Origin of the sequence: Streptomyces sp. NPDC048420 (assembly GCF_040651535.1) — a bacterium.
GTDB lineage: Bacteria > Actinomycetota > Actinomycetes > Streptomycetales > Streptomycetaceae > Streptomyces.
Genome location: NZ_JBEZKG010000007.1, coordinates 115,544 through 139,357 on the forward strand (window position 1 = coordinate 115,544; position 23,814 = coordinate 139,357).

21 protein-coding genes, 1 other RNA gene and 1 pseudogene are annotated in these 23,814 nt (G+C 70.6%); 14 read left to right on the plus strand and 9 right to left on the minus strand.

Annotation, left to right across the window (positions count from 1 at the left end; all coding sequences use genetic code 11):
* The first annotated feature begins 43 nt into the window (after positions 1–43).
* The 12 genes from AB0D34_RS14030 (at position 44) to AB0D34_RS14085 (ending at position 12,278) form a co-directional block, all read left to right on the plus strand.
* Entirely contained in the window at positions 44–1,126 is a 1,083-nt protein-coding gene (locus AB0D34_RS14030) for a sigma-70 family RNA polymerase sigma factor (protein WP_362661160.1), read from the plus strand.
* A gap of 234 nt (positions 1,127–1,360) precedes the next feature.
* A complete protein-coding gene (locus AB0D34_RS14035) occupies positions 1,361–2,305 on the plus strand; it encodes an ABC transporter ATP-binding protein (RefSeq protein WP_362661162.1) in 945 nt (314 codons plus the stop codon).
* Complete coding sequence (locus AB0D34_RS14040; protein WP_362661164.1) at positions 2,302–3,072, plus strand: ABC transporter permease; 771 nt, start codon at positions 2,302–2,304, stop codon at positions 3,070–3,072. Before AB0D34_RS14035 ends, AB0D34_RS14040 begins: the two co-directional genes overlap by 4 nt.
* 3 nt (positions 3,073–3,075) lie before the next feature.
* Positions 3,076–3,891 carry an ABC transporter permease gene (locus AB0D34_RS14045; RefSeq protein WP_362661166.1) on the plus strand — a complete coding sequence of 272 codons (816 nt, stop codon included), beginning with the start codon at positions 3,076–3,078 and terminating at the stop codon, positions 3,889–3,891.
* A 5-nt stretch (positions 3,892–3,896) separates the two neighbouring features.
* Entirely contained in the window at positions 3,897–5,132 is a 1,236-nt protein-coding gene (locus tag AB0D34_RS14050; protein ID WP_362661168.1) for an MCE family protein, read from the plus strand.
* Positions 5,129–6,166, plus strand: coding sequence for an MlaD family protein (locus AB0D34_RS14055; protein WP_362661170.1), 1,038 nt, complete (start codon positions 5,129–5,131; stop codon positions 6,164–6,166). The genes AB0D34_RS14050 and AB0D34_RS14055 overlap by 4 nt, the downstream gene beginning before the upstream one ends.
* Before the next feature lie 107 nt (positions 6,167–6,273).
* Entirely contained in the window at positions 6,274–7,254 is a 981-nt protein-coding gene (locus AB0D34_RS14060) for an MCE family protein (protein ID WP_362661637.1), read from the plus strand.
* A complete protein-coding gene (locus AB0D34_RS14065; RefSeq protein ID WP_362661172.1) occupies positions 7,251–8,375 on the plus strand; it encodes an MCE family protein in 1,125 nt (374 codons plus the stop codon). Before AB0D34_RS14060 ends, AB0D34_RS14065 begins: the two co-directional genes overlap by 4 nt.
* A 26-nt stretch (positions 8,376–8,401) precedes the next feature.
* The gene (locus AB0D34_RS14070) at positions 8,402–9,679 is read left to right on the plus strand and encodes an MCE family protein (protein WP_362661639.1); all 1,278 of its coding nucleotides are present in this window, start codon (positions 8,402–8,404) and stop codon (positions 9,677–9,679) included.
* Positions 9,676–10,953 carry an MlaD family protein gene (locus AB0D34_RS14075; protein ID WP_362661174.1) on the plus strand — a complete coding sequence of 426 codons (1,278 nt, stop codon included), beginning with the start codon at positions 9,676–9,678 and terminating at the stop codon, positions 10,951–10,953. The genes AB0D34_RS14070 and AB0D34_RS14075 overlap by 4 nt, the downstream gene beginning before the upstream one ends.
* Positions 10,950–11,441 (plus strand): hypothetical protein, encoded by a 492-nt coding sequence (locus AB0D34_RS14080; RefSeq protein ID WP_362661176.1) that lies wholly within the window; start codon positions 10,950–10,952, stop codon positions 11,439–11,441. Before AB0D34_RS14075 ends, AB0D34_RS14080 begins: the two co-directional genes overlap by 4 nt.
* A gap of 39 nt (positions 11,442–11,480) precedes the next feature.
* The gene (locus AB0D34_RS14085) at positions 11,481–12,278 is read left to right on the plus strand and encodes a hypothetical protein (RefSeq protein ID WP_362661178.1); all 798 of its coding nucleotides are present in this window, start codon (positions 11,481–11,483) and stop codon (positions 12,276–12,278) included.
* A 72-nt stretch (positions 12,279–12,350) separates the two neighbouring features.
* On the opposite strand, the gene AB0D34_RS14090 is transcribed toward AB0D34_RS14085, so the two are convergent.
* The 6 genes and pseudogenes from AB0D34_RS14090 to AB0D34_RS14115 form a co-directional block, all read right to left on the minus strand.
* A complete protein-coding gene (locus AB0D34_RS14090; RefSeq protein WP_362661180.1) occupies positions 12,351–14,855 on the minus strand; it encodes a DUF4132 domain-containing protein in 2,505 nt (834 codons plus the stop codon).
* A gap of 56 nt (positions 14,856–14,911) precedes the next feature.
* An RNA gene (rnpB, locus tag AB0D34_RS14095) (RNase P RNA component class A) lies at positions 14,912–15,322 on the minus strand.
* Positions 15,323–15,455: 133 nt separating this feature from the next.
* Positions 15,456–16,238, minus strand: a pseudogene (locus tag AB0D34_RS14100) (DMT family transporter); the annotation flags it as partial.
* Positions 16,239–16,257: 19 nt separating this feature from the next.
* Positions 16,258–17,073, minus strand: coding sequence for an AraC family transcriptional regulator (locus tag AB0D34_RS14105; protein WP_362661182.1), 816 nt, complete (start codon positions 17,071–17,073; stop codon positions 16,258–16,260).
* A 46-nt stretch (positions 17,074–17,119) separates the two neighbouring features.
* Positions 17,120–17,686, minus strand: a complete 567-nt coding sequence (locus tag AB0D34_RS14110) for a Uma2 family endonuclease (RefSeq protein ID WP_362661183.1) — start codon at positions 17,684–17,686, stop codon at positions 17,120–17,122.
* Positions 17,687–17,845: 159 nt separating this feature from the next.
* Positions 17,846–19,267 (minus strand): RNB domain-containing ribonuclease, encoded by a 1,422-nt coding sequence (locus AB0D34_RS14115; RefSeq protein WP_362661185.1) that lies wholly within the window; start codon positions 19,265–19,267, stop codon positions 17,846–17,848.
* 63 nt (positions 19,268–19,330) lie between these two features.
* Here AB0D34_RS14115 and yaaA point away from each other — a divergent pair, with 63 nt between their 5' ends.
* Both yaaA and eda read left to right on the plus strand, forming a co-directional pair.
* Positions 19,331–20,113: a peroxide stress protein YaaA gene (gene yaaA / locus AB0D34_RS14120; protein ID WP_362661187.1), complete on the plus strand. Its 783-nt coding sequence runs from the start codon at positions 19,331–19,333 to the stop codon at positions 20,111–20,113.
* A 71-nt stretch (positions 20,114–20,184) separates the two neighbouring features.
* Complete coding sequence (gene eda / locus AB0D34_RS14125; RefSeq protein WP_362661189.1) at positions 20,185–20,868, plus strand: bifunctional 4-hydroxy-2-oxoglutarate aldolase/2-dehydro-3-deoxy-phosphogluconate aldolase; 684 nt, start codon at positions 20,185–20,187, stop codon at positions 20,866–20,868.
* Here eda and AB0D34_RS14130 read toward each other — a convergent pair.
* The 3 genes from AB0D34_RS14130 to AB0D34_RS14140 are packed head-to-tail and all read right to left on the minus strand — an operon-like array spanning position 20,851 to position 23,573.
* A complete protein-coding gene (locus AB0D34_RS14130) occupies positions 20,851–21,981 on the minus strand; it encodes a bifunctional RNase H/acid phosphatase (RefSeq protein WP_362661191.1) in 1,131 nt (376 codons plus the stop codon). The two genes, eda and AB0D34_RS14130, sit on opposite strands and share 18 nt — an antisense overlap.
* A gap of 12 nt (positions 21,982–21,993) precedes the next feature.
* On the minus strand, positions 21,994–22,737 hold the full coding sequence (locus AB0D34_RS14135; protein ID WP_362661641.1) for a C4-type zinc ribbon domain-containing protein: 744 nt from the start codon (positions 22,735–22,737) through the stop codon (positions 21,994–21,996).
* Positions 22,734–23,573 carry a Nif3-like dinuclear metal center hexameric protein gene (locus tag AB0D34_RS14140; protein ID WP_362661193.1) on the minus strand — a complete coding sequence of 280 codons (840 nt, stop codon included), beginning with the start codon at positions 23,571–23,573 and terminating at the stop codon, positions 22,734–22,736. The genes AB0D34_RS14135 and AB0D34_RS14140 overlap by 4 nt, the downstream gene beginning before the upstream one ends.
* Positions 23,574–23,814: the final 241 nt, after the last annotated feature.

Here is a 23,814-nt window from a genome sequence, read left to right on the forward strand (position 1 = left end):
GGATGAGCGCGAAGGGGCCCTCATGGCGATGGACATGCCTGACATGCCTGACATGCCTGCGGAGATACAGGCGGCCCACGACCGTTGGCAGCGCATGTGGAGCCATCGCGAGCAACTGCTCAAGGTGGCCCGGCGCAGGTCGATGAGCCCTGAGGACGCCGAGGACGCGGTGCACGAGGCCATGCTGCGCGCCGCGGAGCGCCCCGACCTGGACGACGAACGCCTCGGCGCCTGGCTGACGACCGTGACCATGCGGCTGTGCGTCGACCGGTACCGCCAGGTCAACCGCGAGGCCGAGGTACGGAGCAGCCCCACGCTCGTCGCGCCGGGCCCGGTGCCCATCGAGGAGGCGGTGTGCGACCGGGCCGAGGCCAAGTGGCTGGCCGTGCGCAGCGGGGAACTGCCCGAGCGCCAGGCCGAAGCGCTGCGGCTGAAGTCCGAGGACCTCGACGTCGGCCAGGTCGCCGTGCGCATGGGGCTCAGCTACCGGACCGTCGAGTCGCTGCTCGCCCGGGCCCGGCGCACGCTGCGTACCTCGCTGGCCGGAACGCTGGGCGTCGCCCTGTTCCTGTGGGGGCGCGGGAAGCTGCGCGCGGGCGGACACGCGCAGGCTGTGGTGGTGACCTCGACGGCCGCGACCCTGGTGGTGGCGGGGTTCGTGTTGCCGTACGTCCACGACGGGGACGGGCAGGGCTCTCCCCGGCCCTCGGTGTCCCGTATGGCCCAGGAGACCACGGGGACCCTCCGGCCCGACGACGTCGGCCGGGCAGCCACCCCGAACGCCCGTGATCTGTCGGCCGCCTCGACGTCTCACGAAGCGACGCCGACGCCGACAGTGCCGGCCGGCGATCACGGCCGGTCCCTGCTGCCACTGTCGGTGCCACCGCTGCCGGACGCCTCGCTGACAGCGGTGCCGTCCGTCCCCGACGTTCCCAACGTTCCCGATGTTCCCGGCGTCCCCGGCGTGTCCGACCTGCCGAACGCGTCCGACCTCCCCCACCTCCCCGATCTGCCGGGCGCGTCCACGGTCCCGACGGCGCTGCCGGCCGTCCCTGAGGCTCCCGCCACGTCCTCCGCCGCGTCCTTTGCCCCGGTCGGCGTACCGACGCCGACGCCGCTGCCGTAGAACCGCGCCAAGAGCGCCGCCGTAGGCGGCCGGAGGGATGTCTCCGGCCGCAGTGGCACCGCCGGAAAGGCGCTGCCCTGGAACCAGTGGCACCACCGGAAATGGCGCCGCCGTCGACCCGACGGAAGCCCCGCCGCAGGCCCCGGAAAAAAAACCGCATCCCCCGCGACGGACACCCCGCCCCTCCCCGTAGAGCAGATGTCAGAGCTGCTCCATGGCTGAAGGGTGGACCGGATGGGTGTCGAGATCTGTGTGGAAGGGCTGACGAAGTCCTTCGGTCACCAGGTCATCTGGCAGGACGTCTCGCTGACGCTGCCCGCCGGGGAGGTCTCGGTCATGCTCGGCCCCTCGGGTACGGGCAAGTCGGTGTTCCTCAAGACGCTCGTCGGACTGCTGAAGCCGGAGCGCGGTTCCGTGAAAGTCGCGGGCCGGGACGTGACCAAGCTGCGCGAGCACGAGCTCTACGAAGTGCGGAAGCTCTTCGGCGTGCTGTTCCAGGACGGCGCGCTGTTCGGCTCGATGAACCTGTACGACAACATCGCCTTCCCGCTGCGCGAGCACACCCGCAAGTCCGAGAGCCAGATCCGGCGCATCGTGCTCGAGAAGATGGACATGGTCGGGCTGATCGGGTCCGAAGGGAAGCTGCCCGGCGAGATCTCCGGCGGAATGCGCAAGCGGGCCGGGCTGGCGCGGGCGCTGGTGCTCGACCCGGAGATCATTCTGTTCGACGAGCCGGACTCGGGCCTCGACCCGGTGCGCGTCGCGTACCTCAACCAGCTCATCGTCGACCTCAACGCGCAGATCAACGCGACGTTCCTGATCGTCACGCACGACATCGCCTCGGCCCGGCAGGTGCCCGACAACATCGGACTGTTGTTCCGCCGCGAGCTGGTCATGTTCGGGCCCCGCGAGAAGCTGCTGACCAGCGACGAGCCGGTCGTACGGCAGTTCCTGAACGGCCGGATGCAGGGCCCGATCGGCATGGCGGAGGAGAAGGACGCCGCCCAGGTCGAACAGGAGCTGGCCCAGCTCGGCGACGGAACGCACACGAGGACTCCCGGCGGTCAGGCTCTGACGCCCCGCCTGTTGCCGGGGCCGGGCATCACCCGCCCGCCCCGGTGGGAGGCGATCGCGAGACGCGAGGCCGAGCTGCACCGGAAGGAGGTGGCGGACGCATGAGCCTGTCACCGACCGGGGCGCTCAGGCAGTCGGGGAACCTCTTCGCGATGGCCCTGGACGTCATCCGGACCGTGCCCCGACGGCCCTTCCAGGCAAGGGAGTTCATCCAGCAGGCCTGGTTCGTCGCGAGCGTCACCATCCTGCCGACGGCCCTGGTGTCCATCCCCTTCGGCGCGGTCATCGCGCTGCAGATCGGCAGTCTGACCCGGCAGCTCGGCGCCCAGTCGTTCTCCGGGGCCGCCTCGGTCCTCGCGGTGCTGCGGGAGGCATCGCCGATCGTCACCGCGCTGCTGATCGCGGGCGCCGGCGGCACGGCCATCTGCGCGGACCTCGGGGCGCGGAAGATCCGCGAGGAGATCGACGCGATGCAGGTGCTGGGCATCGACCCCATTCACCGGCTGGTCGTCCCGCGAGTGCTGGCGTCGATGGTGGTGGCGGTGCTGCTCAACGGGCTGGTGTCCGTCGTCGGTGTCGCGGGCGGCTACTTCTTCAACGTCGTGCTGCAGAACGGCACACCGGGCGCCTATCTCGCCTCCTTCACCACGCTGGCCCAGCTGTCCGACCTGTGGGCGGCCGAGATCAAGGCGCTGGTGTTCGGCGCGATCGCGGCGATCGTCGCCTCGTACAAGGGACTTACGGCGAAGGGCGGGCCGAAGGGCGTGGGCGACGCCGTGAACCAGTCGGTGGTGATCACCTTCATGTTGCTGTTCGTGACGAACTTCGTGATGACCGCGGTGTACTTCCAAGTCGCCCCGCAGAGGGGTTAGCCGATGCGACTTCTCGACCGCCCGCTCAAGTCCCTCGAAGAACTGGGCGCCCAACTCTCCTTCTACGGCCGCTCCTTGGCGTGGACGGGCCGCACCGTACGCCGCTACAAGAAGGAGATCCTGCGGCTGCTCGCCGAGGTGAGCTTCGGCCGCGGCGCGCTCGCCGTCGTGGGGGGCACGGTCGGCGTCATCGCCTTCCTGTCGTTCTTCACCGGCACGGAGGTGGGCCTGCAGGGGTACGCCGCGCTCAACCAGCTCGGCACGTCCAATTTCGTGGCGTTCCTCTCGGCGTACTTCAACACCCGGGAGATCGCCCCGCTGGTGGCCGGGCTCGCCCTGTCCGCCACGGTCGGCGCCGGGTTCACGGCGCAGCTCGGCGCGATGCGGATCAGCGAGGAGACCGACGCGCTCGAAGTCATGGGCGTCCCCTCGCTGCCGTTCCTGGTGACCACCCGGATGATCGCCGGCTTCGTCGCGGTGATCCCGCTGTACGTGGTCGGGCTGCTGTCCTCGTACTTCGCCGCCCGCACCATCACCACCAGCTACTACGGGCAGTCCGCGGGCACCTACGACCACTACTTCCAGCAGTACCTGCCGCCGGTCGACGTGCTGTGGTCCTTCGGGAAGGTGCTCGTCTTCGCCGTCCTGATCATCCTGGTGCACTGCTTCTACGGCTACTACGCGAGCGGCGGCCCGGCGGGCGTCGGCGTCGCCGTGGGCCGCGCCGTGCGCACCTCGATCGTCGCGATCAACGTCCTGGACTTCTTCCTGTCGCTCGCGATCTGGGGCGCCAACACGACCGTGCGGATTGCGGGGTGAGCCGTATGAGAGTGCTGAGACTGCGGTTGTACGGCCTGGTGTTCCTCGCCGTGCTCGGCCTGCTGCTGTCCCTGTCCGTCGCCGTGTACCAGCAGGTGTTCACCTCGGCCGTACGGATCAAGCTGGAGGCCGACAGCCTCGGCAACCAGCTCGATCCGCGGGCCGACGTCAAGCTGCGCGGGCTGCTGGTCGGCGAGGTGCGCGCGGTGCACGCCGACGGGACGAAGGCGACGCTCGACATCGCGCTGAAGCCGGAGTACGTCGCGCACATCCCGTCCGACGTGCACGCACGTCTGCTGCCCAAGACGCTGTTCGGCGAGAAGTACGTCGATCTGGTCGCGCCCGCGCGGTCCTCGGCGAGGCCCATCCGCGCCGGGGACGTCATCACCCAGGACCGCACCCGTGTCGGCATCGAACTCCAGCAGTTGATGAACGACCTGCTGCCGCTGCTGCGGACCGTGCAGCCCGGCAAGCTCGACGCCACGCTCTCCGCGTTCGCCACCGCCCTGGAAGGGCGCGGCGACCGGATCGGCGACAACCTCACGCGCGTGGAGGACTATCTGCACCGCCTCAATCCCCACCTGCCGTCCCTCACCGAGGACTTCGCACGCCTGGCCGACGTCGCCGAGGGGTACGGCGACGCGGCTCCCGACCTGATGGAGATCCTGCGCAACACCGTCACCACCAGCCGCACCATCGTCGAGCAGCGGGACCGGCTCGCGTCCGCGCTCACCACGACGGCCACCGCCGCGGGCACCGCGGACGACTTCCTCGGCGCGAACGGCGACCGGCTGATCACCCTGGGCCGGATCTCCCGCCCCACGCTCGACCTCTTCGCCCGTTACTCGCCCGAGTACCCCTGTCTCCTCGCCGGCCTGGTCCGTGAGGAGCAGGCCTCCGAGCAGGCGTTCCGCGGCGGCAAGATGCACATCACGCTCGAGGTCGTCCGCCAGCAGGGGGCGTACGAACCCGGTGAGTACCCCCGCTACGGCGAACGGTCCGGGCCCAACTGCCGCGATCTGCCCCATCCGCCGGTGCCCGCACCCGGGGTCCACCTCGACGACGGTTCGAAGAAGGGGAGTTCGTCCGGCCCGGTCGGCGTGTCCGCCACCCGGGCCGAGCAGCGCGCCGTCGGCTCACTCGTGGCACCCGTCATGGGCGTGCCCGCCGACCAGGTGCCGCCGGTGGCGACGCTGCTGTTCGGTCCGCTGGCGCGCGGGACGGCGGTGAGCGTCGCATGAGGAACACAGGAGCGCGACAGACCGCCGCACCGCTGATCAAGTTCAGCCTCTTCGCCCTGGTGACGATCCTGGCGACGGCCCTGCTCGCCGCCACCATCGTCAACATCTCCTTCACCCCCGAGCACACGTACCGCGCGGTGTTCAGCGATGTCACCGGCCTGGAGAAGGGCGACGACATCCGGGTGGCCGGGGTACGGGTCGGCGAGGTCGAGGGCATCAGCATCAAGGACCGGACGCTGGCGCAGGTCACCTTCACGGTCAGCGCGGACCGTCCGCTGCTCAGCAGCACCGGCGCGGTCGTCCGCTACCGGAACCTGGTCGGACAGCGCTATGTCGCCCTGACCGAGGGCGCGGGAGACGGCACCCGGCTGAAGCCCGGCGCCACGATCCCGCTGTCGCGCACGCAGCCCGCGCTGGACCTCAACGCACTGCTGAACGGCTTCAAGCCACTGTTCGCCGCGCTCAGCCCGCAGGACGTCAACCAGCTCGCCACCGAGATCATCCGCACGTTGCAGGGCGAGGGAGGCACCGTCAACAGCCTGCTGGCGCACACGGCCTCGCTCACCACGACGCTGGCCGGCCGCGACAAGCTCATCGGGTCGGTGATCGACAACCTCAACACGGTGCTGGAGACGCTGGACAAGCGCGGCTCCCGCTTCTCGGGGCTGCTGGTGCAGTTGCGCCGGCTGGTCTCGGGCCTGTCCGCCGACCGCAAGCCCATCGGGCAGTCGCTGGTGAGCATCGGCGACCTCACGGACGCCACCGCGGGGCTGCTCGAGGACGCGCGTCCGCCGCTGAAGGACGACATCGCCCAGCTGAGCGATCTCACCGGAACGCTGAACAAGAACGAGAAGACTGTGGAGGGCGTCCTGAAGCGGCTGCCGAACAAGCTCAACGCGCTGACGGGGACGGCGTCCTACGGCTCGTGGTTCAACTTCTACCTCTGCGACTTCGACGGCCGGATCGTGCTGCCGAAGACGAAGCAGACGCTCACTCCAGACCTGCATGTGGCGAGGGCGAGGTGCGGCGCATGATGAAGCGTTCCCGCAAGCGCCGCCCGGAGCCGTTGGTCAAGGTCCGCGTCGACCCGCCCAGGCTCCCGAACATACGGCTGCCCCGCATACGGATCCGCCGCCCGCGCCTGACCCCGTTCCGCGAGCGGAACCCGGTGGTGATCGGAGCGGTCGGCCTCACCGTCCTCGGGCTGGTGGCCGTGGCCGCGTTCAACGCCGACAGCCTGCCGCTGATCGGTGACGGCGAGACGTACAGCGCGGCCTTCTCGGAGGCGGGCGGGCTCAAGCCCGGCGACGAGGTGCGGATCGCGGGGGTCAAGGTCGGCAAGGTCGAGGACGTCGATCTGGACGGTGACCACGTCAAGATCACCTTCAAGATCAAGGGCGACCCGGAGTTCGGTACCGAGACCGGCGCGTCGATCCGGGTCAAGACCATCCTCGGCGCGAAGTACCTCGCGCTGCAGCCCAAGGGACCGGGGCAGCTGACGGCCGGCAGCGAGATACCGCTGAAGCGGACGGTTCCGGCGTACGACGTCGTACAGGCGTTCAGCGATCTCACCACGACGACCGAGGACGTCGACACCGACCGGCTCGCGAAGGCCCTGGACACCATCTCCACCACCTTCCAGGACTCGCCCGCCGAGGTGAGGGCGTCCATCGAGGGCCTGTCGAAGATCTCGCGGACCGTGGCCTCGCGCGACAAGGCGCTGGGCGAACTCCTGGACCACGCGAACGGCGTCACGGGCGTACTGGCCGACCACTCCAAGGACTTCTCCGCGCTGGTCAAGGACGGCGACAAGCTGTTCAAGGAGATCAGCAGGCGGCGCGAGGCGATCCACAAACTGCTGAAGAGCTCCGCGACGCTCGGCATCGAGCTCTCCGGCCTCGTCGACGACAACGAGAAGGAAATCGGACCCGCACTCAAGGGCCTGGACCGCGTGGTGCGGATGCTCGAACGCAATGAGTCCAGCCTGAACCGGAGCGTCGAGCTGCTCGCGCCCTACGTACGGGTCTTCACCAACGCCCTCGGCAACGGCCGCTGGTTCGACAGCTATGTCCAGAACCTGGTCGCCGCCCCGGTGGAACCGCGGACAGGAGGCTCGCAGTGAGGAACCCGAAGAGGCGCCTGGCCCTGCTCACCGCCCTCGCCCTGGTCGCCGCGCTCACCTACGTGCTGTGGCCGCGCTCCGAGTCCGTGCGCGTCACCGCGTACTTCCCCCGCACCGTCGGCATCTACCCCGGCTCGGACGTCCGCGTCCTCGGCGTCCGGATCGGCGAGGTCAAGGGGATCACGCCGCAGGGCGACCGGGTGCGCGTGGTGCTGGAGTACGACGCCGGCCGCAAGGTCCCGGCCGACGCCAAGGCCGCGATCATCAACTCCTCGGTGGTCAGCGACCGTTACGTACAGCTGCTGCCGGTCTACCGCGGTGGTCCGGCGATGCGCGACGGCGCCGTCATCCCCGAGCAGCGCACGGCCGTACCGGTCGAACTGGACCGCGTCTTCGACAGTCTGCACACGACGGCCGAGGCGCTCGGCCCCAAGGGCGCCAACAAGGACGGCTCGCTGTCGCGGCTGCTCGGGGTGAGCGCGGACAACCTCCACGGCCAGGGCAAGAACCTCAACCAGACGGTCGAGGACCTCTCGCGGGCGGTCACCACGCTGTCCGACGGCCGCACGGACCTCTTCGGCACGGTCCGGAACCTGCAGGTGTTCACTGCGGCGCTGGCCGCCGACGACACGAGCGTGCGGTCGTTCAACACCAGCCTCGCCGACGTCGCCGGTCAGCTCGCGGGTGAGCGCGAGGACCTCGCGGCGGCGCTGCGGAACCTGGCGGCGGCCCTCGGCGACGTGTCCCACTTCGTGAAGGAGAACAAGAAGTCGCTGACCTCGAACGTGAAGGGCCTCAGCAAGGTGACCAAGGTGCTCGTCACCCAACGGGCCGCGCTGGAAGAGCTGTTGAGAGTCGCACCCACGGGTCTGTCGAACCTGAACAACGCCTACAACCCGTCCGCAGGCACCCTCGACACCCGCAACAACGCCCGGCAGGCGCAGGATCCGGCCTCGCTGCTGTGCTCCGTACTGAGGACGACCGGCGACGAAGGCGGCAAGAACCCCGACTGCAAGGAGCTCAAGGAGCTCTTCGACTCCCTGCCGAAGGTGCCTCAGGGCTCCGCGGTGACCGGCACCACCGACCGCACCCTCGGCGGAATTCTGGGGGCCGACGCATGAACGCACGACGCGTGAGCGCACGACGCGTGAGCACACTGCGCAAGGGCGGGGCGGTCGCCTGGGCGGCCGTCGGCTCGCTGCTGCTGACCGGCTGCGAGTTCAACGGCTGGTACGACGTCCAGCTGCCCGGCGGTGCCGCCGCGGACGGCCACGCCTACCACGTCACCGTCGAGTTCCGCGACGTACTCGACCTGGTGCCGCAGTCGGCGGTGAAGGTGAACAACGTCACCGTGGGCGCGGTCGAGAAGGTGCGGCTGAACGGCTGGCACGCGCGCGTACGGCTGCGGGTCGCCGACTCGGTGAAGCTTCCCGCCAACGCGGTCGCCGAGCTGCGCCAGACCAGCGTGCTCGGCGAGAAGTACGTGGCGCTCTCCGCCCCGCCAGACACCGCTCCCGTGGGCCGGCTCGGCGACGGCGACCGCATCCCGCTGTCCCGCAGCGGCCGCAACCCGGAGATCGAGGAGGTGCTGTCCGCGCTGTCCGCACTGCTCAACGGCGGCGGAGTGGCCCAGCTCAAGACGATCACCGTGGAGCTGAACAAGGCCCTGAACGGCCGGGAGAACCGGGTCAGGTCGCTGCTCAAGGAGCTGAACACGTTCGTCGGCGGCCTGGACGACCAGCGCGCGGACATCGTCCGTGCCCTCAAGGCCGTCGACGCGCTCGCCGAGCGGCTCGGGAAGGAGAAGAAGACGATCGCCGAGGCCGTCGACACGATGCCGCCCGCCCTGAAGGTCCTCGCCGACCAGCGGCGCGATCTGACGAAGATGCTCACCGCCCTGGCGAAGCTGGGCAGGACGGGCACCAGGGTGGTCACGGCCTCGCACGACGACACGGTCGCGAACCTCAGGCGACTGCGGCCGATCCTGCAGCAGTTGAACAAGGCGGGCGACGATCTTCCCAACTCTCTTGAACTGCTGACTACTTACCCGTTCCCGCGCAACGCGGTGGACGCCGTCAAGGGCGACTACGTCAACCTCCACATAACCGCCGACCTCGACCTGTCGGACCTCTACGGGAACCTGGCGGGCGGGTCCGGCAAGCCCGGCAACGGCAACTCCAAGGAACCCGGCGCCCCCGACGTACCCGGTCTTCCGGACCTGCCGGCCGTCCCGACACCCACCGCGCTGCCCAGCGCCCCGAGTGTGCCGTCCCCCTCGGTTCCGTCGGCCCCGTCGGCCCCGCAGGGCGGCGGCGGTCCACTGTGCCCGCCGGTGTGCACCAGCAGTTACACCACCCGAGGAGAGCTGGCCGAGGGGATCGACCTCGCGCTCGCGGAGCTGATGCTGAAGGGGGTACAGCCGTGATCACACGTACGGTCAAAGTCCAGTTGCTCGCCTTCGCCGTCGTCACCGCCGTCGGGATGTCGTACGTCGGCGCCGAGTACACCGGACTGGTGGACGACGTCCTGGGCCACGGTTACACCGTGCGGGCGGACTTCGCCGACTCCGGGGGAATCTTCCCCGGCGCCGAAGTCACCTACCGCGGGGTGCCGGTGGGCCGCGTCGGCGCGCTGCGGCTGACCGGCTCCGACGGGGTCTCGGTCTCCCTCGACATCAAGGACGGCGCACCGCGCATCCCGGCGGACACGCTCGCCGTGGTGGCGAACCGTTCGGCGGTGGGCGAGCAGTACGTCGATCTGCAGCCGCGTACCTCCCACGGCCCGTATCTGCTCGACGGCAGCTCCATCCCACGCGGCAGCACCCGCGTGCCGCTGCCCACGACGGACCTGGTCCTCAGCCTGGACCGGCTGGTGAACTCGGTCGGCAAGGACGATCTGCGGGTCACCGTCGACGAGTTGGGCAAGGCGTTCTCCGGCACCGGACCGAACCTGAGCCGGCTGGTGGACTCGGGCAACGCGCTCGTCGAGTCCGCGTCCGACTCACTGCCCCAGACGATCTCACTCATCGAGGACTCGCGGAAGGTCCTCAGGACGCAGGCCGACCAGGGCTCGTCCATCAAGTCGTTCGCGCACGATCTGGCGGCGCTCTCCGCACAGCTGAAGTCGAGCGACGGGGACCTGCGCAAGCTGATCGGCAACGCGACGCCGGCCGCGCAACAGGTGAACTCGCTGCTGAAGTCCACCGGACCACGGCTGTCGGTCCTGCTGGCCAACCTCATCAGCGGCGGCCAGGTCACACAGGCGCAGCTGCCCGGCGTGGAGCAGGCCCTGGTCACGTTCCCGGCAGTGGTCGCGGGCAGCTACACGGTCGTTCCGGGCGACGGCACCACCCACTTCGGCCTGGTGGTGAACGCCGACGACCCGCCGCCGTGCACCCAGGGATACGGGACGACACCGCGCGACCCCGCGGACACCAGCACACGCAGGGCGAACACCGACGCGCGCTGCACGGCCCCGCGCGGAAGCAACACGTCGGTGCGGGGCGCGCAGAACGCCCCCGGCGCGTCCGCCGCTTTTGGCGGTACGAACCAGGCGGCGTACGTCACGCCGTACGACCCGGAGACCGGCACGGCCACCGGCCCGGACGGAAGGCCCGTCGAGATCGGCTCGACGGGCGGCCAGCAGGCCGTGTTCGGAAAGGAGTCGTGGCAATGGCTGCTCGTTGGACCGATGGCATGAGCAGGCCCCTGACGGGCAGGGCGTGGTCGGTGGGGCTCGTCGTGGCGACCGTCCTCACCATCGCCCTGGCGATCTGGCTGAGCGTTGAGCGCTACGACCAACGCGAGGCGGAGCAGCGGCGCCAGGACATCCTGGCCGCGAGCCGCCAGTCGGCGCTGAACTTCACCTCGCTCGACTACCGGCACTACGACCGGGACAGCGCGAACGTCCTCAAGGACGCCACCGGCGACTTCAAGAAGCAGTTCGCCGCGCAGACCGGGCAGTTGACCAGGCTCGTCGCCGAGAACAAGTCCGTGTCCGAGGGCCAGGTCCTCGAAGCGGGCATCGTCCGGTCCGACGAGCACTCGGCCCGCGTCCTGGTGGTCGCCGACAGCAAGGTGACCAACACCGCCGCGCCCGAGGGCGAGGCCCGTACCTATCGGCTGCAGCTCGACCTGGTGCACCGGGGCGGCCGCTGGCTGACCTCCGACGTCGAGTTCGTCGGCTGACCGCACCCTCCCCGCCGTACCACCATGAGGAGTAAGACCGTGGCGAAGACGACCATCCGAGGCAGCGGCTCCGGTCCCGGCACCCGGCACACCATGATCGCGGCTGCCCGCGCGGCGGCCAAGCGCGCGGAGCGCGGCCGCCGCGAGCCGGGCCCGGCGGCCACCGACGAGGAGGCCCCGGGGCGGCCCGAGACGCCGACCGCCGGACGCACCGTGCTCGTCGAGGCCCCGGACGAGGACGGCTGGGAAGACCCGCCCGAGCCCTCGCCGGAGTCCTTCGGGGAGGACCCGCCGCAGGAGGAGGACGAGCCCGACCCCGGTACGGCGACGCGACGCGGTCCGCTGCGGCGACTCAACGCGGTCCTGTGCGTCCTGCTCGCGGCGGGCCTGGTCGCGGTCGGCGTGCTCGGGTGGCGCTATCGGGAGGACGTGCGGGCCGAACAGGCCCGGGTACAGGCAGTCACGGCCGCGCGGCAGGCGGCGCCCGTTGTGCTGTCGTACGACTACCGGCATCTGGACCGCGACTTCGCCGCGGCCCGCGCCCGGCTCACCGGGCACTTCCGCGACACATACCGGAAGACCACCACGACGGTGGTCGGGCCGACAGCCAGGAAATACCACGGGGTGGTGAAAGCGACGGTGGCGCAGCCACCCGGCGGCTCCCCGGCAGCCTCCGTGGTCTCGTCCTCGGCGGACCGGGCCGTGATCCTCCTCTTCGTCAACCAGGTGACCGAGAGCACCCAGGTCTCAGGCTCCCGGGTGGACCTGAACCGGGTGCGGATGACGCTGACCCGTACGGCCGACGGCTGGAAGGTGAGCGCCGTCGACGCCCTCTGACCGGCGCGGACACAAGAGCGTTGAGTGCGGAGTCCGGGTCGGTCAGTACGCGCGTCAGCCGGGCGGCGAGGCTCATCCGGCACCCCTCTTGATCTGGCGGACGATGGTCTCGTCGGTGATCTCGGTGTCGGCGGCGAGCAGGAATGCCTTGCTGAGGATGAGGGAGAGCCGTGCGTCCTCGAACGGCAGGAACACCCTGCCGTCGCCCTTGCCGCGTGACGGGACGATGCACAGGTAGGCGTCGTCGGGCTCCATCAGGATGTTGGCCGACCCCAGATGGATCCTGTAGGTCGTCAGGTCCCCTCGGACCACCAGGAAGCGGCCGTCGAGCGAGCACCGGCCGGCGCTCCTCAGGCGGGGCAGGATCCGTTCCAGGGCCTCGCGGCGGACCTCGGCGCTCGCCGTCAGCGCACCGAACGTGGCCGTGCGCCAGTACACGGAATGGCGGTCCTCGCCGCGGTCGGTCCAGCCGGGGTCGGCGGCGATCGAGGTCACGCCCACGAATAGATCGACGTCCCGCATCGCCTCGCTGAACACCAGCGGGGGCACCTCCGCCAGCGCAGCCTCCCGCCAGCGTCTGCCGTCCCGCCGCTCGAATCGGACCTGGTCCGTCGCGGCGTGCTCGGGCGCGTAGCCGTCGTCGTCCGCGGCGGGCTCGTGGTGGAAGCAGGCCCGCCAGTCGCCGTCGCCGAACTCGGCCCGCGCCGTCCCGTGGTAGCCGCCGTCGTGCCGGCCGAGGAAGTTGGCCTGCCAGCCGCGTTCCTTGAACAGCGCGTAGAGCTGCGGGTAGTGGACGATGTGGGCGGCGAACCGGTTGGAGTAGACGCCGGTTTCCTCCTCCGCCGGGGTGAGCAGGTAGATCTCCCGGAAGGCCTGTTTGAACGGCTGGCGCAGCCGCTCGGCGACGAGCCGCTCCCGCCACGCCCTGACCTCGTCCGCCGACGCCCGGATCGGATGCCACAACCGCACGCGCTCGGGCTCGCCGGGCGGCTCGGCCATCGGCGCCACCGCACGCCACTCGCCGTCGGCATCGCCGACGTCGCGGAACTCCCAGATCAGACCGCGGACGAGAACCCCGGTGACCGGATGGTCGCGGTAGTAGCGACACCACTCGTCGTACGGCCACTCACGCCCGGCCGACATCAGCGCCTCGACGCGGGCCCGCTCGGCCGACAGTGTCCCCCGCACCTCCTTGGCCAGCGCCTTCAACTCCTGGAGCTCGTCCGGGAAGCCGTCCTTCACTGCCGCCGGAGCGGTGCGGCTGGTCCCCCCGTCGGGGCGTGTGAAGGTGAGCCGCACGGTCGCCGCGCCCTCGATCACCACCCGCACCCGGTGTCCGCCCAACTCCCGTTCCATTGAACCGTCCGGCGCCAGGCCGTGGTCCGGCACGCTGCGCTCGATGAGTTGCCCGGCCGTGATGCCCTGCTTCCCTGCTGCCGTCACCAGGGCGGTGTCGAGCTGCTTGCGCAGAGCCCGGTGCTTGATCCGGGACCGCAACCGCCACAGGGTCTCCAGAGAGGCCGGATCGCCGGTCTCGGCCAGCGCGTTGACCGCCGCGCCCGCGAGCTTGAGGTCCTCGATCACACCGGTTCCCTGGCCGCCGGTCCGCAGAGCGAGCGCACCGAGGTGTCGCACCACGGCCGGGCCGCCGGTCAGCGCGGCCGCCCAGACGACGCCGCGCGCCAGATCGCCGTCGTTCTGGTGGACGACGTAGTGATAGTGGTGATCGCCGTGGATCCAGCCGGTGTGCGCACCGCTGTCCGTGCTGCACAGCACCTCGTCCCCGGCAAGCGACCGCAGGACATCGGCCACGGTGTCCCGCGCCGACGCCGCGTCCGCGAGTTCAAGGCACGTCCCCCGCCACCTCTGCGTGGGACGCGGCCCCGACAGGCTCACCAAGTGCCGTACGAAGCTGGCCAGTTCCGGTGTCGGCGAGGTCTTCGCACGGTCCCTCAGCGGGGCTGCCCACGGCGCGTCGGCGGGGATGAGTCCCTCGGGGATGTGCGCCTCGTCCACGCTCGCCAGCAGCGCGCGCAGGCGCTGGACTAGCGACGCGCGCAGGCGCGCCTCGACCGTGGTGCCCATGAGCTCCGTGTGGGCGTGCCGCAGCCAGGGCGTGACCGCACGGCGGCCGTCGGCGTCGAGCTGGTCGACGGCGTCCAGCACCAGCCCCAGCGCGTGGGCGAACCGGTAGCCCTTGGCGTACTCGGTGGCGCGGAGCAGCATCACCGCGACCTCGCCGGGCGTCCAGCCGCGCACCCGCGAGATCAGAGGCTCGATCTCGGCGTCGTACTGCCACGAGTTCCGGTCGTCGAAGCGGGCGGCCAGCATGAGGCACAGGACCGCGGCCCTGCCCTCCTCGTCCGCGCAGCCCGCGAGCCGCCCGTCGATCTCGGCCTGGGTCGCCGCGCCCGCCGCCCTGGATCGCCGGAACGCGTGCCCCATGAACCGACGGAACTCGGATCGCTGACGTTCCAGGAGGTCGACGAGCCAGCGGACGCGGTCGAGCGCAGCGGACCTTACGTCGTCGAGCGAGTCGTTCCTACGGGATTCGGCCACCAAGGCGTCGTACAACATGGCGGGATGATGGCAGAGGGGACTGACAACACGATCAGCTCGAAGGAGCTTACGGGCAGACGAGTCGGGCTGTACGCCGGGTTCTGTCACCCGACCACCTCGCGGCGGTCGGGGAGACGGCCATCCATCTAGGGCCGGCGTTGCCGCCGGTCTCGTGCGGTCTACCCGGGGACTCGGGCGGGCAGCCCTCGAACGTCCCCGCAGAGCAGCCTGTTGCCAAGCCGTTCCTTTTGACCTTGCTCCGGGTGGGGTTTACCTAGCTGCTCAGGTCGCCCTGGGCACTGGTGGTCTCTTACACCGCCGTTTCACCCTTACCGAGGACCGAGGTCCCCGGCGGTTTGTTTTCTGTGGCACTTTCCCGCGGGTCACCCCGGGTGGCCGTTAGCCATCACCCTGCCCTGTGGAGCCCGGACGTTCCTCGGGGAGTCCTCCCAGGGAGGATTCCACGCGGCCGTCCGCCCGGCTCGTCTGCCGTGGGGACCATGTTACCGGGGACTCGCAGCAGGATGGTTCCGCGGTGACCTTGACCGGGCCTGCCGTGGCCAGGACCGAGCCCGTCAGGATCAGGGCGAAGGCCACGCCGACGCCCACAGTCAGGGGCTCCGAGAGGAACAGCACCCCCGCCACCACCGCCACCGCCGGGTTGACGTACGTGATCACCGTCGCCCTCGTCGGGCCGACCTCCTTGATCAGTTCCAGGAAGGCGACGAAGGCCACCGCAGTGCAGATCACCCCGAGGCCGGCCAACGCCGCCAGGACCGAGGCGGAGGGCATCGAGGAAGGCCAGGTCAGTGCCGCTCCCGGGGCGTACACCAGGGCCGCCAACGCCAGGCACGGCGCCGTGAGCTGCAGGGACGGGACGTCCTTCAAATGCCTCGCGGCTATCAGCGGTGCCGTCGCGTAGCCCACCACCGTCACCAGCACCTCCGCCATCGACTTCGCGTCGCCCCCGGTGAGGTGCGGGATCGTCAGCACCCCTACACCCGCCAGGCCCAGTGCCAGGCCTGTCACCCGCCTCGCCCCCAGCCGTTCCGTGTCGCCGAAGAAGCGGGCCAGGACCACGCCGACTATCGGTACGCCCGCTATCAGCAGGCCCGCCGTCGAGCTGGACAGGTGCCGTTCCGCGTCCGTCAGCGTGTACCAGGGGCCCATGATCTCTATGACCGCGAAGGCCAGCATGGGGCGCCAGTGCGACCGTACGACATCGAACAGGCCGCCTTGCCGGACAGCGAACGGGAGCAGGAGCAGCGCGCCCAGGGCGCAGCGTACGAACACCACCATCGCCGCCGACAGCGGGGCGTCCACCGCCACTTTGATCATCAGGTAGGGGATGCCCCAGACCACTCCCATCAGGGAGAACAGGAACCAGCCGCGTGCAGTCATGCGGACATCGTCAGCGCCGTCAACGGCTCGCGTCTTGAACGCTGTTGCGGTACGCCGCCGGGGTCACCCCCAGTACGCGGCGGAACCAGCGCGTCAGGTGCGCCTGGTCCGCGAAGCCCACTGAGGCGGCCACCTCCGAGGGGCGGAGTCCCGATTCCAGCAGGCCGCGAGCTCTGCCGACCCGGTACTGGGCCAGCCATGCGTACGGCGGCACCCCCATCGTCGTACGGAAGGCCCTGAGGAGTTGGTAGCGGGACAGGCCCAGGTCCGCGGCCAGGTCGGCCAGGGACGGGGGTGACACCAACTCGTCGGCCAGGCGGTCGCGTACCGCTCTCGCCACCGCCTCCGCGCCGGGGATCACGCACGTCGTCACGCGTGTCGTGGAGTGGCGGGAGGCGAGGGCCGTCAGGAGCCAGGGGAAGCGGGACTCCGTCTCCAACGGGTCGGGGCAGGCGCTGAGTTCGGTGTGGGCCGAGAGGAGGGCTGCGGCCAGTTCGGGGTCGTCGAGGAGTGGCTCGCGGAAGTGTGGGAGGCCGGCATCGTCCGTCAGCAGGGTGGGGGTCGCGTACAGGGCCCGGTACGCGTAGCCGTCGGTCGTGGTGCCGGGGCCGCCCGTGTGTATCTCGCCGGGGGCCAGGACGACGATCGAGCCGGGGCCCGTACGGATGTGGCCGCCCCGGTAGTCGATGAGCTCCGAGCCGCCTACGCAGACGCCGATCGTGTATTCGTCGTGGGCGTGCGGGGCGTAGATGTGCTTGTCGAAGCGGGCGGTCAGGAGATCGAGTGGGGGGCCGCAGCGGCCCAGCCGTGCTCTTGTCCACAGTGCTTGTTCCATACGCGCCGCCCCCTGTCATCGCCCTCTGGGTGCAACGCCTCAGCGGTCAGAGAAAGTCCGCGGTATCCAGGTCGAAGGCGAAGGGTTCCGGGAGAGGCAGGGGCTTGCCGAAGGCGACGGCCCGGTGCTCCTGGTAATCGTCGGAGCCGGGGGCGCTGAACAGCGTGGTCCATGCGGTGTCGCGGTCGACCAGCAGGTAGAGGGGGATCCCGGCGCGGGCGTAGCAGCGTCGCTTGGTCTCGCGGTCGAGCCGCGGGTTCCGGGAGGTCACCTCCAGCACCATGACCACGCCGTCGCAGGGCATCCACGGATCGGCTCCCCGGAACAGCCGCAGTTCCTTGGGAACGAAGGTACCGTCCGGGATGACGTGATCCTGGGGGCAGGCGTCGGCGCTCCGCAATTTCAGCCCCTTCGTCCCTGAGAACTGCATGTCAGTCCGGGAGCAGCGGTGCATCTGGCCGACGATCCTGCTGATGCAGTGCTCGTGGTTGCCGTCCGGGACCGGGGCCAACACCAGTTCCCCCTCGACCAGTTCCACTCTGAGACCCTCCGGGGTGTCCAGGTTCACGAACCAGTCCAGGACGAGCTTCCGCGTGAACGCATCCAGTGCCATACCGCGATCCAACGTTTCCGCGGCCAGCCGGCGGAGCGCGACCCCAGAAGATCACCTGCACGAGGGGGTACCGGGGCCATCTCTTGACCCTCCCGCGACGTCAACGTACTGGTGGCATGCGAGTCGGACTACATGCGATCAAGGTCGGACTACATGCGATCAAGCAGGCACGAAGCGCACCTTCGAAGTCCCCGGATCTGACCGGACGACCCTCACCCGCAGCCGCTCGCCCAGCGCCAGACCACCCTCCCCGTCGATCCGGCCCATGACCGCCGGTGCCTCCAACTGCACGGTCCCCACATCCGGTCGGCGTTCGTCCACGTCCACCACGCACCCGTCGAACACCTCCCCCACCCGGTCCTTCAGCACCGCCGCCTCGACGATGTCGACGCACGCCCGTTCCACCGTGGCCGCACGGCGGCCGCCCTCGGACATCTCGCGAGGCAGCGCCTCGAAAGCGGTGAGCACCCAGTCCGGTACGGCCGTCCCCGCCGACGCCGCCAGGCAGATCTCCGACGCGTACCGGTCGACCAGGCGCCGCAGCGGGGCCGTGCAGTGGGCGTATGGAGCGGCCACCGCCGCGTGGGTGGTGATGGCGGGCAGGACTCCGTCGCGGAAGACCGTGTAGCCGGCGCCCCTCAGCAGGGTCGTGCACTCCTGGAGGAAGGCCGCGTGGTGCGGAGTCGTCGGGTCCAAGGACCGCAACAGCGCCGCGTACGACATGTGGTGCGGCCAGTCGATGTGCAGGGCGTGTGCGGTGCGGCGCAGGCGGCCCACCGCGCCGTCGGGAGCCGCGGGGAGCGTCCGGAGCACCCCCGTGCCGTACGCCAGCATCATGTCCGCCGCGGCCATGCCCGTGAGCAGGGAGATCTGGGCGTTCCAGCCGTCGGCGGGCACTCCGGCGCGGTACATGAGTTCGTACGTGCCGTCCCGTTCGACGATCTCCTGCTCGGGGACCCGCAGCGAGATCCCGCCGCGTTCGACCTCCAGCGCCTCCCGCAACCGGCCCACCTCAGACAGCAACACCAGCGGTTCCTCGGCCGTCCCGGTGTCGATCGCCTGCTGCACGCCCTCGTAGTCCAGCTTGGCCCGGCTGCGGACCAGCGCCCGGCGGACGTCGGCCCCCGTCGTACGGCCTTCCGCGTCGAGGTCGATCGTCCACAGCGCGGCCGGGCGCACCTGGTCCGGGAGGAGGCTCGCGGCTCCCTCGCTGAGCAGCGCGGGGTGCAGGGGGACGCGTGAGTCCGGGAAGTACAGCGTCATCACGCGCCGGTGGGTCTCCGCGTCCAGCGCCGATCCGGGTACGACGAAGGCGGCGACGTCGGCGATCGCGTACCTGAGGCGGTAGCCGGTGCCTCGCCGGGAGAGGTGCATCGCCTGGTCGAGGTCTGTGGAGGTGGGCGGGTCGATGGTGAAGAAGGGGATGTCGGCCGCGTCCACGTGAGCCCCGGACAGCGGGGCCCGCTCCGCCTCGGCCAGCGCCGCGGGCGGGAAGTCCGACGGCACGCCGAGTTCGGTGCGCAGGGCGGCGAAGGCGGCCCGTAGCGGGACGTCGGTCACACGTATGCGGCGGCGGGGCATACAGCGAGGGTAAGCAGATCGGGCCCCGTACGCTGTCCGGAGCTCAACAGAAGGAGATCATCCGTGCTGGTCCTGCTCCCGCCCTCCGAAGGCAAGGCGTCCTCCGGTCGTGGCGCCCCCCTGAAGCTGGAGTCGCTGTCGCTGCCGGGGCTCAACGAGGGTCGGGAGGCCGTCCTCGACGCGCTCGTCGAACTGTGCGCCGCCGACGAGGAGAAGGCGCGCGAGGTGCTCGGACTGAGCGAGGGGCTGCGGGGCGAGGTCGCGAAGAACGTCGAGCTGAGGACAGCCGGGGCGCGCCCCGCCGGGGAGATCTACACGGGTGTGCTCTACGACGCCCTCGACCTGGCTTCTCTCGACGCGACCGCGAAGAAGCGTGCCCGGCGTTCCCTTCTCGTGTTCTCGGGGCTCTGGGGAGCGGTCCGGGTGACCGACCGGATTCCGTCTTACCGCTGCTCGATGGGGGTCAAGCTGCCGGGGCTCGGGGCGCTGGGCTCGCACTGGCGGGCGCCGATGGCCTCCGTTCTCGCCGAGGCCGCCGGGGACGGGCTCGTGCTCGATCTGCGGTCCTCCGCGTACGCGGCCGCGTGGAAGCCGAAGGGCGAGGTCGCGGGGCGGACGGCGACCGTACGGGTGCTGCACGCGCCGACCCGGAAGGTCGTCAGCCACTTCAACAAGGCGACGAAGGGGCGGATGGTGCGGAGTCTGCTGTCGGCGGGGGTCGCGCCGACAGGGCCGGGCGAGCTGGTGGAGGCGCTGCGGGAGCTCGGGTATGTGGTGGAGGCGCAGGCGCCCGTGAAGGCGGGGCAGGCATGGTCGCTGGACGTGCTGGTGGACGAGATCCACTGACGGCATGGACTGGCGTTGCATAGAATGCAATGACCTTTGCGTAAGGTGCAGCGTTTGGTCATGATGACGCCATGGCCTCCTCCCCGCATGCCTCCCTGCTCGATCTCGCGCCCGTCGTCCCCGTCGTCGTCCTGGAGGACGTCTCCGACGCCGTACCGCTCGCCCGCGCCCTGGTCGCCGGTGGGCTCCCCGCGATCGAGGTGACACTGCGGACGCCCGTCGCGCTCGACGCGATCCGCGCGATCGCCGGGGAAGTGCCGGACGCGGTGGTCGGGGCCGGGACCGTCATCACGCCGGAGCAGGTAAAGGACTCGGTGGCGGCCGGCGCGCGCTTCCTCGTCAGTCCGGGCTGGACGAACGTACTCCTGGAGGCGATGCGGGGGTCCGGGGTGCCGTTCCTGCCGGGGGTGTCGACGACCTCGGAGGTCGTGGCGCTGTTGGAGCGGGGCGTCACGGAGATGAAGTTCTTCCCCGCGGAGGCGGCCGGGGGTACGGCCTATCTGAAGTCCCTGTCGGGGCCGTTGCCGCAGGCGCGGTTCTGTCCGACGGGTGGGATCGGGGCCGGGAACGCCCCCGCGTACCTGGCCCTCCCCAACGTCGGCTGTGTGGGCGGGACTTGGATGCTGCCCGCGGACGCGATCGCCGCGCGGGACTGGGAGCGGGTCGAGAACCTGGCCCGGGATGCGTCCGGGCTTTCCGGGCTTCCCGGGCTTCCCGGGCTTTCCGGCCTTCCCGGTCTACGGCCGCAGGTGTGACGTGTCGTTGAGGAGCCGTACGCTCGCGTTGCCGTCGGCGTAGTACGCGACCGCCGAGATCGAGGCCGCCGAGAGTTCCATGCGGAACAGGGACTCGGGCGGGGCGCCCAGGGCGAGGCGGACGAACGTCTTGATCGGGGTGACGTGGGTGACGAGCAGGACCGTGCGGCCGGCGTACGCCGCCACGAGCCTGTCCCTCGTCGCGGCGATCCGGGTCGCCGTGGCCGCGAAGCTCTCGCCGCCGCCGGTGGGTTCGGCCTCGGGGTCCGCGAGCCACTTGGTCAGGTCGTCGGGGTAGCGCTCGCGCACCTCTCCGAAGGTGAGGCCCTCCCAGGCGCCGAAGTCGGTCTCGATGAGGCCGTCTTCGACGGTGACCTCGATACCGAGCCGCTCGGCGACGGCGGCGGCGGTCTGGCGGGTACGGGTCAGCGGCGAGGCCAGGATGTGCTGGATCGTGCCTCGCCTGGCCAGCGCTTCGGCCGCCCGCTCGGCCTGTTCCCTTCCGACATCGGAGAGGGAGGGATCCGTACCGCCGCGCCCCGAGAACCGCTTCTGGGGAGTCAGCGGGGTCTCGCCGTGCCGCAGGAGCACGAAGGTGGCCGGTGCGCCCATGTCGGCCGGGGCCCAACCGGGGCTCGCCACGGCCTTGGCCGCCCGTACGTCGGCCTTGGCGTCGGCGTCGGACAGCTTCCGTACCGAACTCGCCGAACCTTCGGAGTCCATCGCCTCGTTCGCCAATCGATCCGCCCGCTTGTTCTGCTCGCGCGGGATCCACTCGTATGTGACCTGCCCCGGAGGGAACACCCGGCCCGCCTCCAACGCCAGCGGCTTCATGTCCGGGTGCTTGATCTTCCAGCGGCCCGACATCTGCTCGACGACCAGCTTGGAGTCCATGCGGACGTGCACCGAGGCGGACGGGTCCAGGTCGTGCGCGGCGCGCAGGCCCGCCAGCAGGCCCCGGTACTCGGCGACATTGTTGGTGACGACGCCGAGGTACTCGTACGTCTCGACCAGCGTCTCCCCCGTCGCCGCGTCCAGCACCACGGAGCCGTACCCGGCGGGCCCGGGGTTGCCCCGCGAGCCGCCGTCGGCCTCGACGATGAACTCCCGCACGCCCCAAGCTCCTTACAGGCCGGACTCGGACGTGCGCACCAGGATGCGGCGGCAGTTCTCGCAGCGCACCACGGTGTCGGGCGCGGCCGCGCGGATCTCGTTGATGTCGGTGATGGCGAGCTCCTGGCGGCAGCCCTGGCAGGTGCGCTGGTAGAGCTTGGCCGCGCCGATGCCGCCCTGCTGCTCGCGGAGCTTGTCGTAGAGCTTGAGGAGGTCGGCGGGGACGGAGGCCGAGATGACCTCGCGCTCCTTGGTCACCGAGGCGATCTCGCCGTCCAGGGTCTCGAAGGCGGCGTCGCGGCGGGCGGTCGCGTCCTCGATCTTCGACTGGACGGAGGCGACCCGCTCGGTCAGCTCGGCCACCCGCTCCTGCGCGGACTCCAGACGCTCCATGACCTCCAGGACCACGTCCTCCAGGTCGCCCTGGCGCTTGGCGAGGGAGGTGATCTCGCGCTGGAGGTTCTCCAGGTCCTTGGGGGAGGTGACGGCACCGGAGTCCAGGCGCTGCTGGTCGCGGGTGGCGCGCTGACGCACCTGGTCCACGTCCTGCTCGGCCTTGGTCTGCTCGCGGGCGGTGTCGCTCTCCTCGGTCTGCGCGGCCACGAGGAGGTCGCGCAGCTGGGTGGCGTCCTTGGTGAGCGCCTCGATCTCGGCGTGCTCGGGCAGCGACCTGCGCTTGTGCGCGAGCTGCTGGAGGCGGACGTCGAGGTCCTGGACGTCGAGGAGTCGGATCTGGTCGGCGGGCGCGGCGTTCAGTTGGGGGCTCCAGGTGAAGGGGAGTGGCTGGTCCAGGGGTCGGTGACCGTCTTCGAGACGTGCACGCGCAGGTCCCAGCCGTGGCGGTCGGAGATCTCGTCGAGCTGGGCGGCGGCCAGCTCGCACCAGGGCCACTCGGTGGCCCAGTGCGCCGCGTCGAGCAGCGCGAGAGGAGTCTGGGCGACCGCTTCGGACACCGGGTGGTGGCGCAGGTCGGCGGTGAGGAAGGCGTCGACGCCGGCCGCGCGGACCTGGTCGAAGAGGCTGTCGCCGGAGCCGCCGCTGACGGCGACCGTGCGGACGGTGGCCTCGGGGTCGCCTGCGACGCGGATGCCCTGCGCGGTGGCGGGCAGGCGTGCGGCGGCGCGGGCGGCGAAGTCACCCAGGCTCGTCGGAGGGTCCAGCTCGCACACCCGGCCCAGGCCCCGACGCCCTTCCGGGTCCGTCGGGTCCGGCACCAGCGGTCGTACGACACGGAGGTCGAGCGCGCCCGCGAGGGCGTCCGAGACGCCCGGGTCGGCGGAGTCCGCGTTGGTGTGGGCCACGTGCAGCGCGATGTCGTTCTTGATGAGGGTGTGGACGACCCGGCCCTTGAAGTGACTCGCGGCGACCGTCGTCGTGCCGCGCAGGTAGAGGGGGTGGTGGGTGACCAGCAGGTCGGCGCCCAGTTTCACCGCCTCGTCGACGATCTCCTGGACCGGGTCGACCGCGAACAGGACCCGGGTGACCTCCTGGTCGGGGTCGCCCACGACGGTGCCGACGGCGTCCCAGGACTCGGCCCGCGCGGCGGGCCACAGGGTCTCCAGCGCGGCGATGACTTCAGACAGACGGGGCACGGGGAAAAGGCTACCTGCCTGGTCTACCCCGTTGAACCTGAGCCGCCCACGGCAGTCGCGCTCAGCACAGTCGCCCCGGTTCCCTCAGGCGAATCGTTCCTGGGCCACCCCTTTGTGTGAAGCGAATGCCTGCCGGTCCCACGCCTGTGCTTGCGAAAACTAGTTTCGTGGCCGGAGGTGACCGGACGATGACGGCCTGTGCCATCGAACCCTCGGCGGCGAACGAAGACGGGGCGACCGA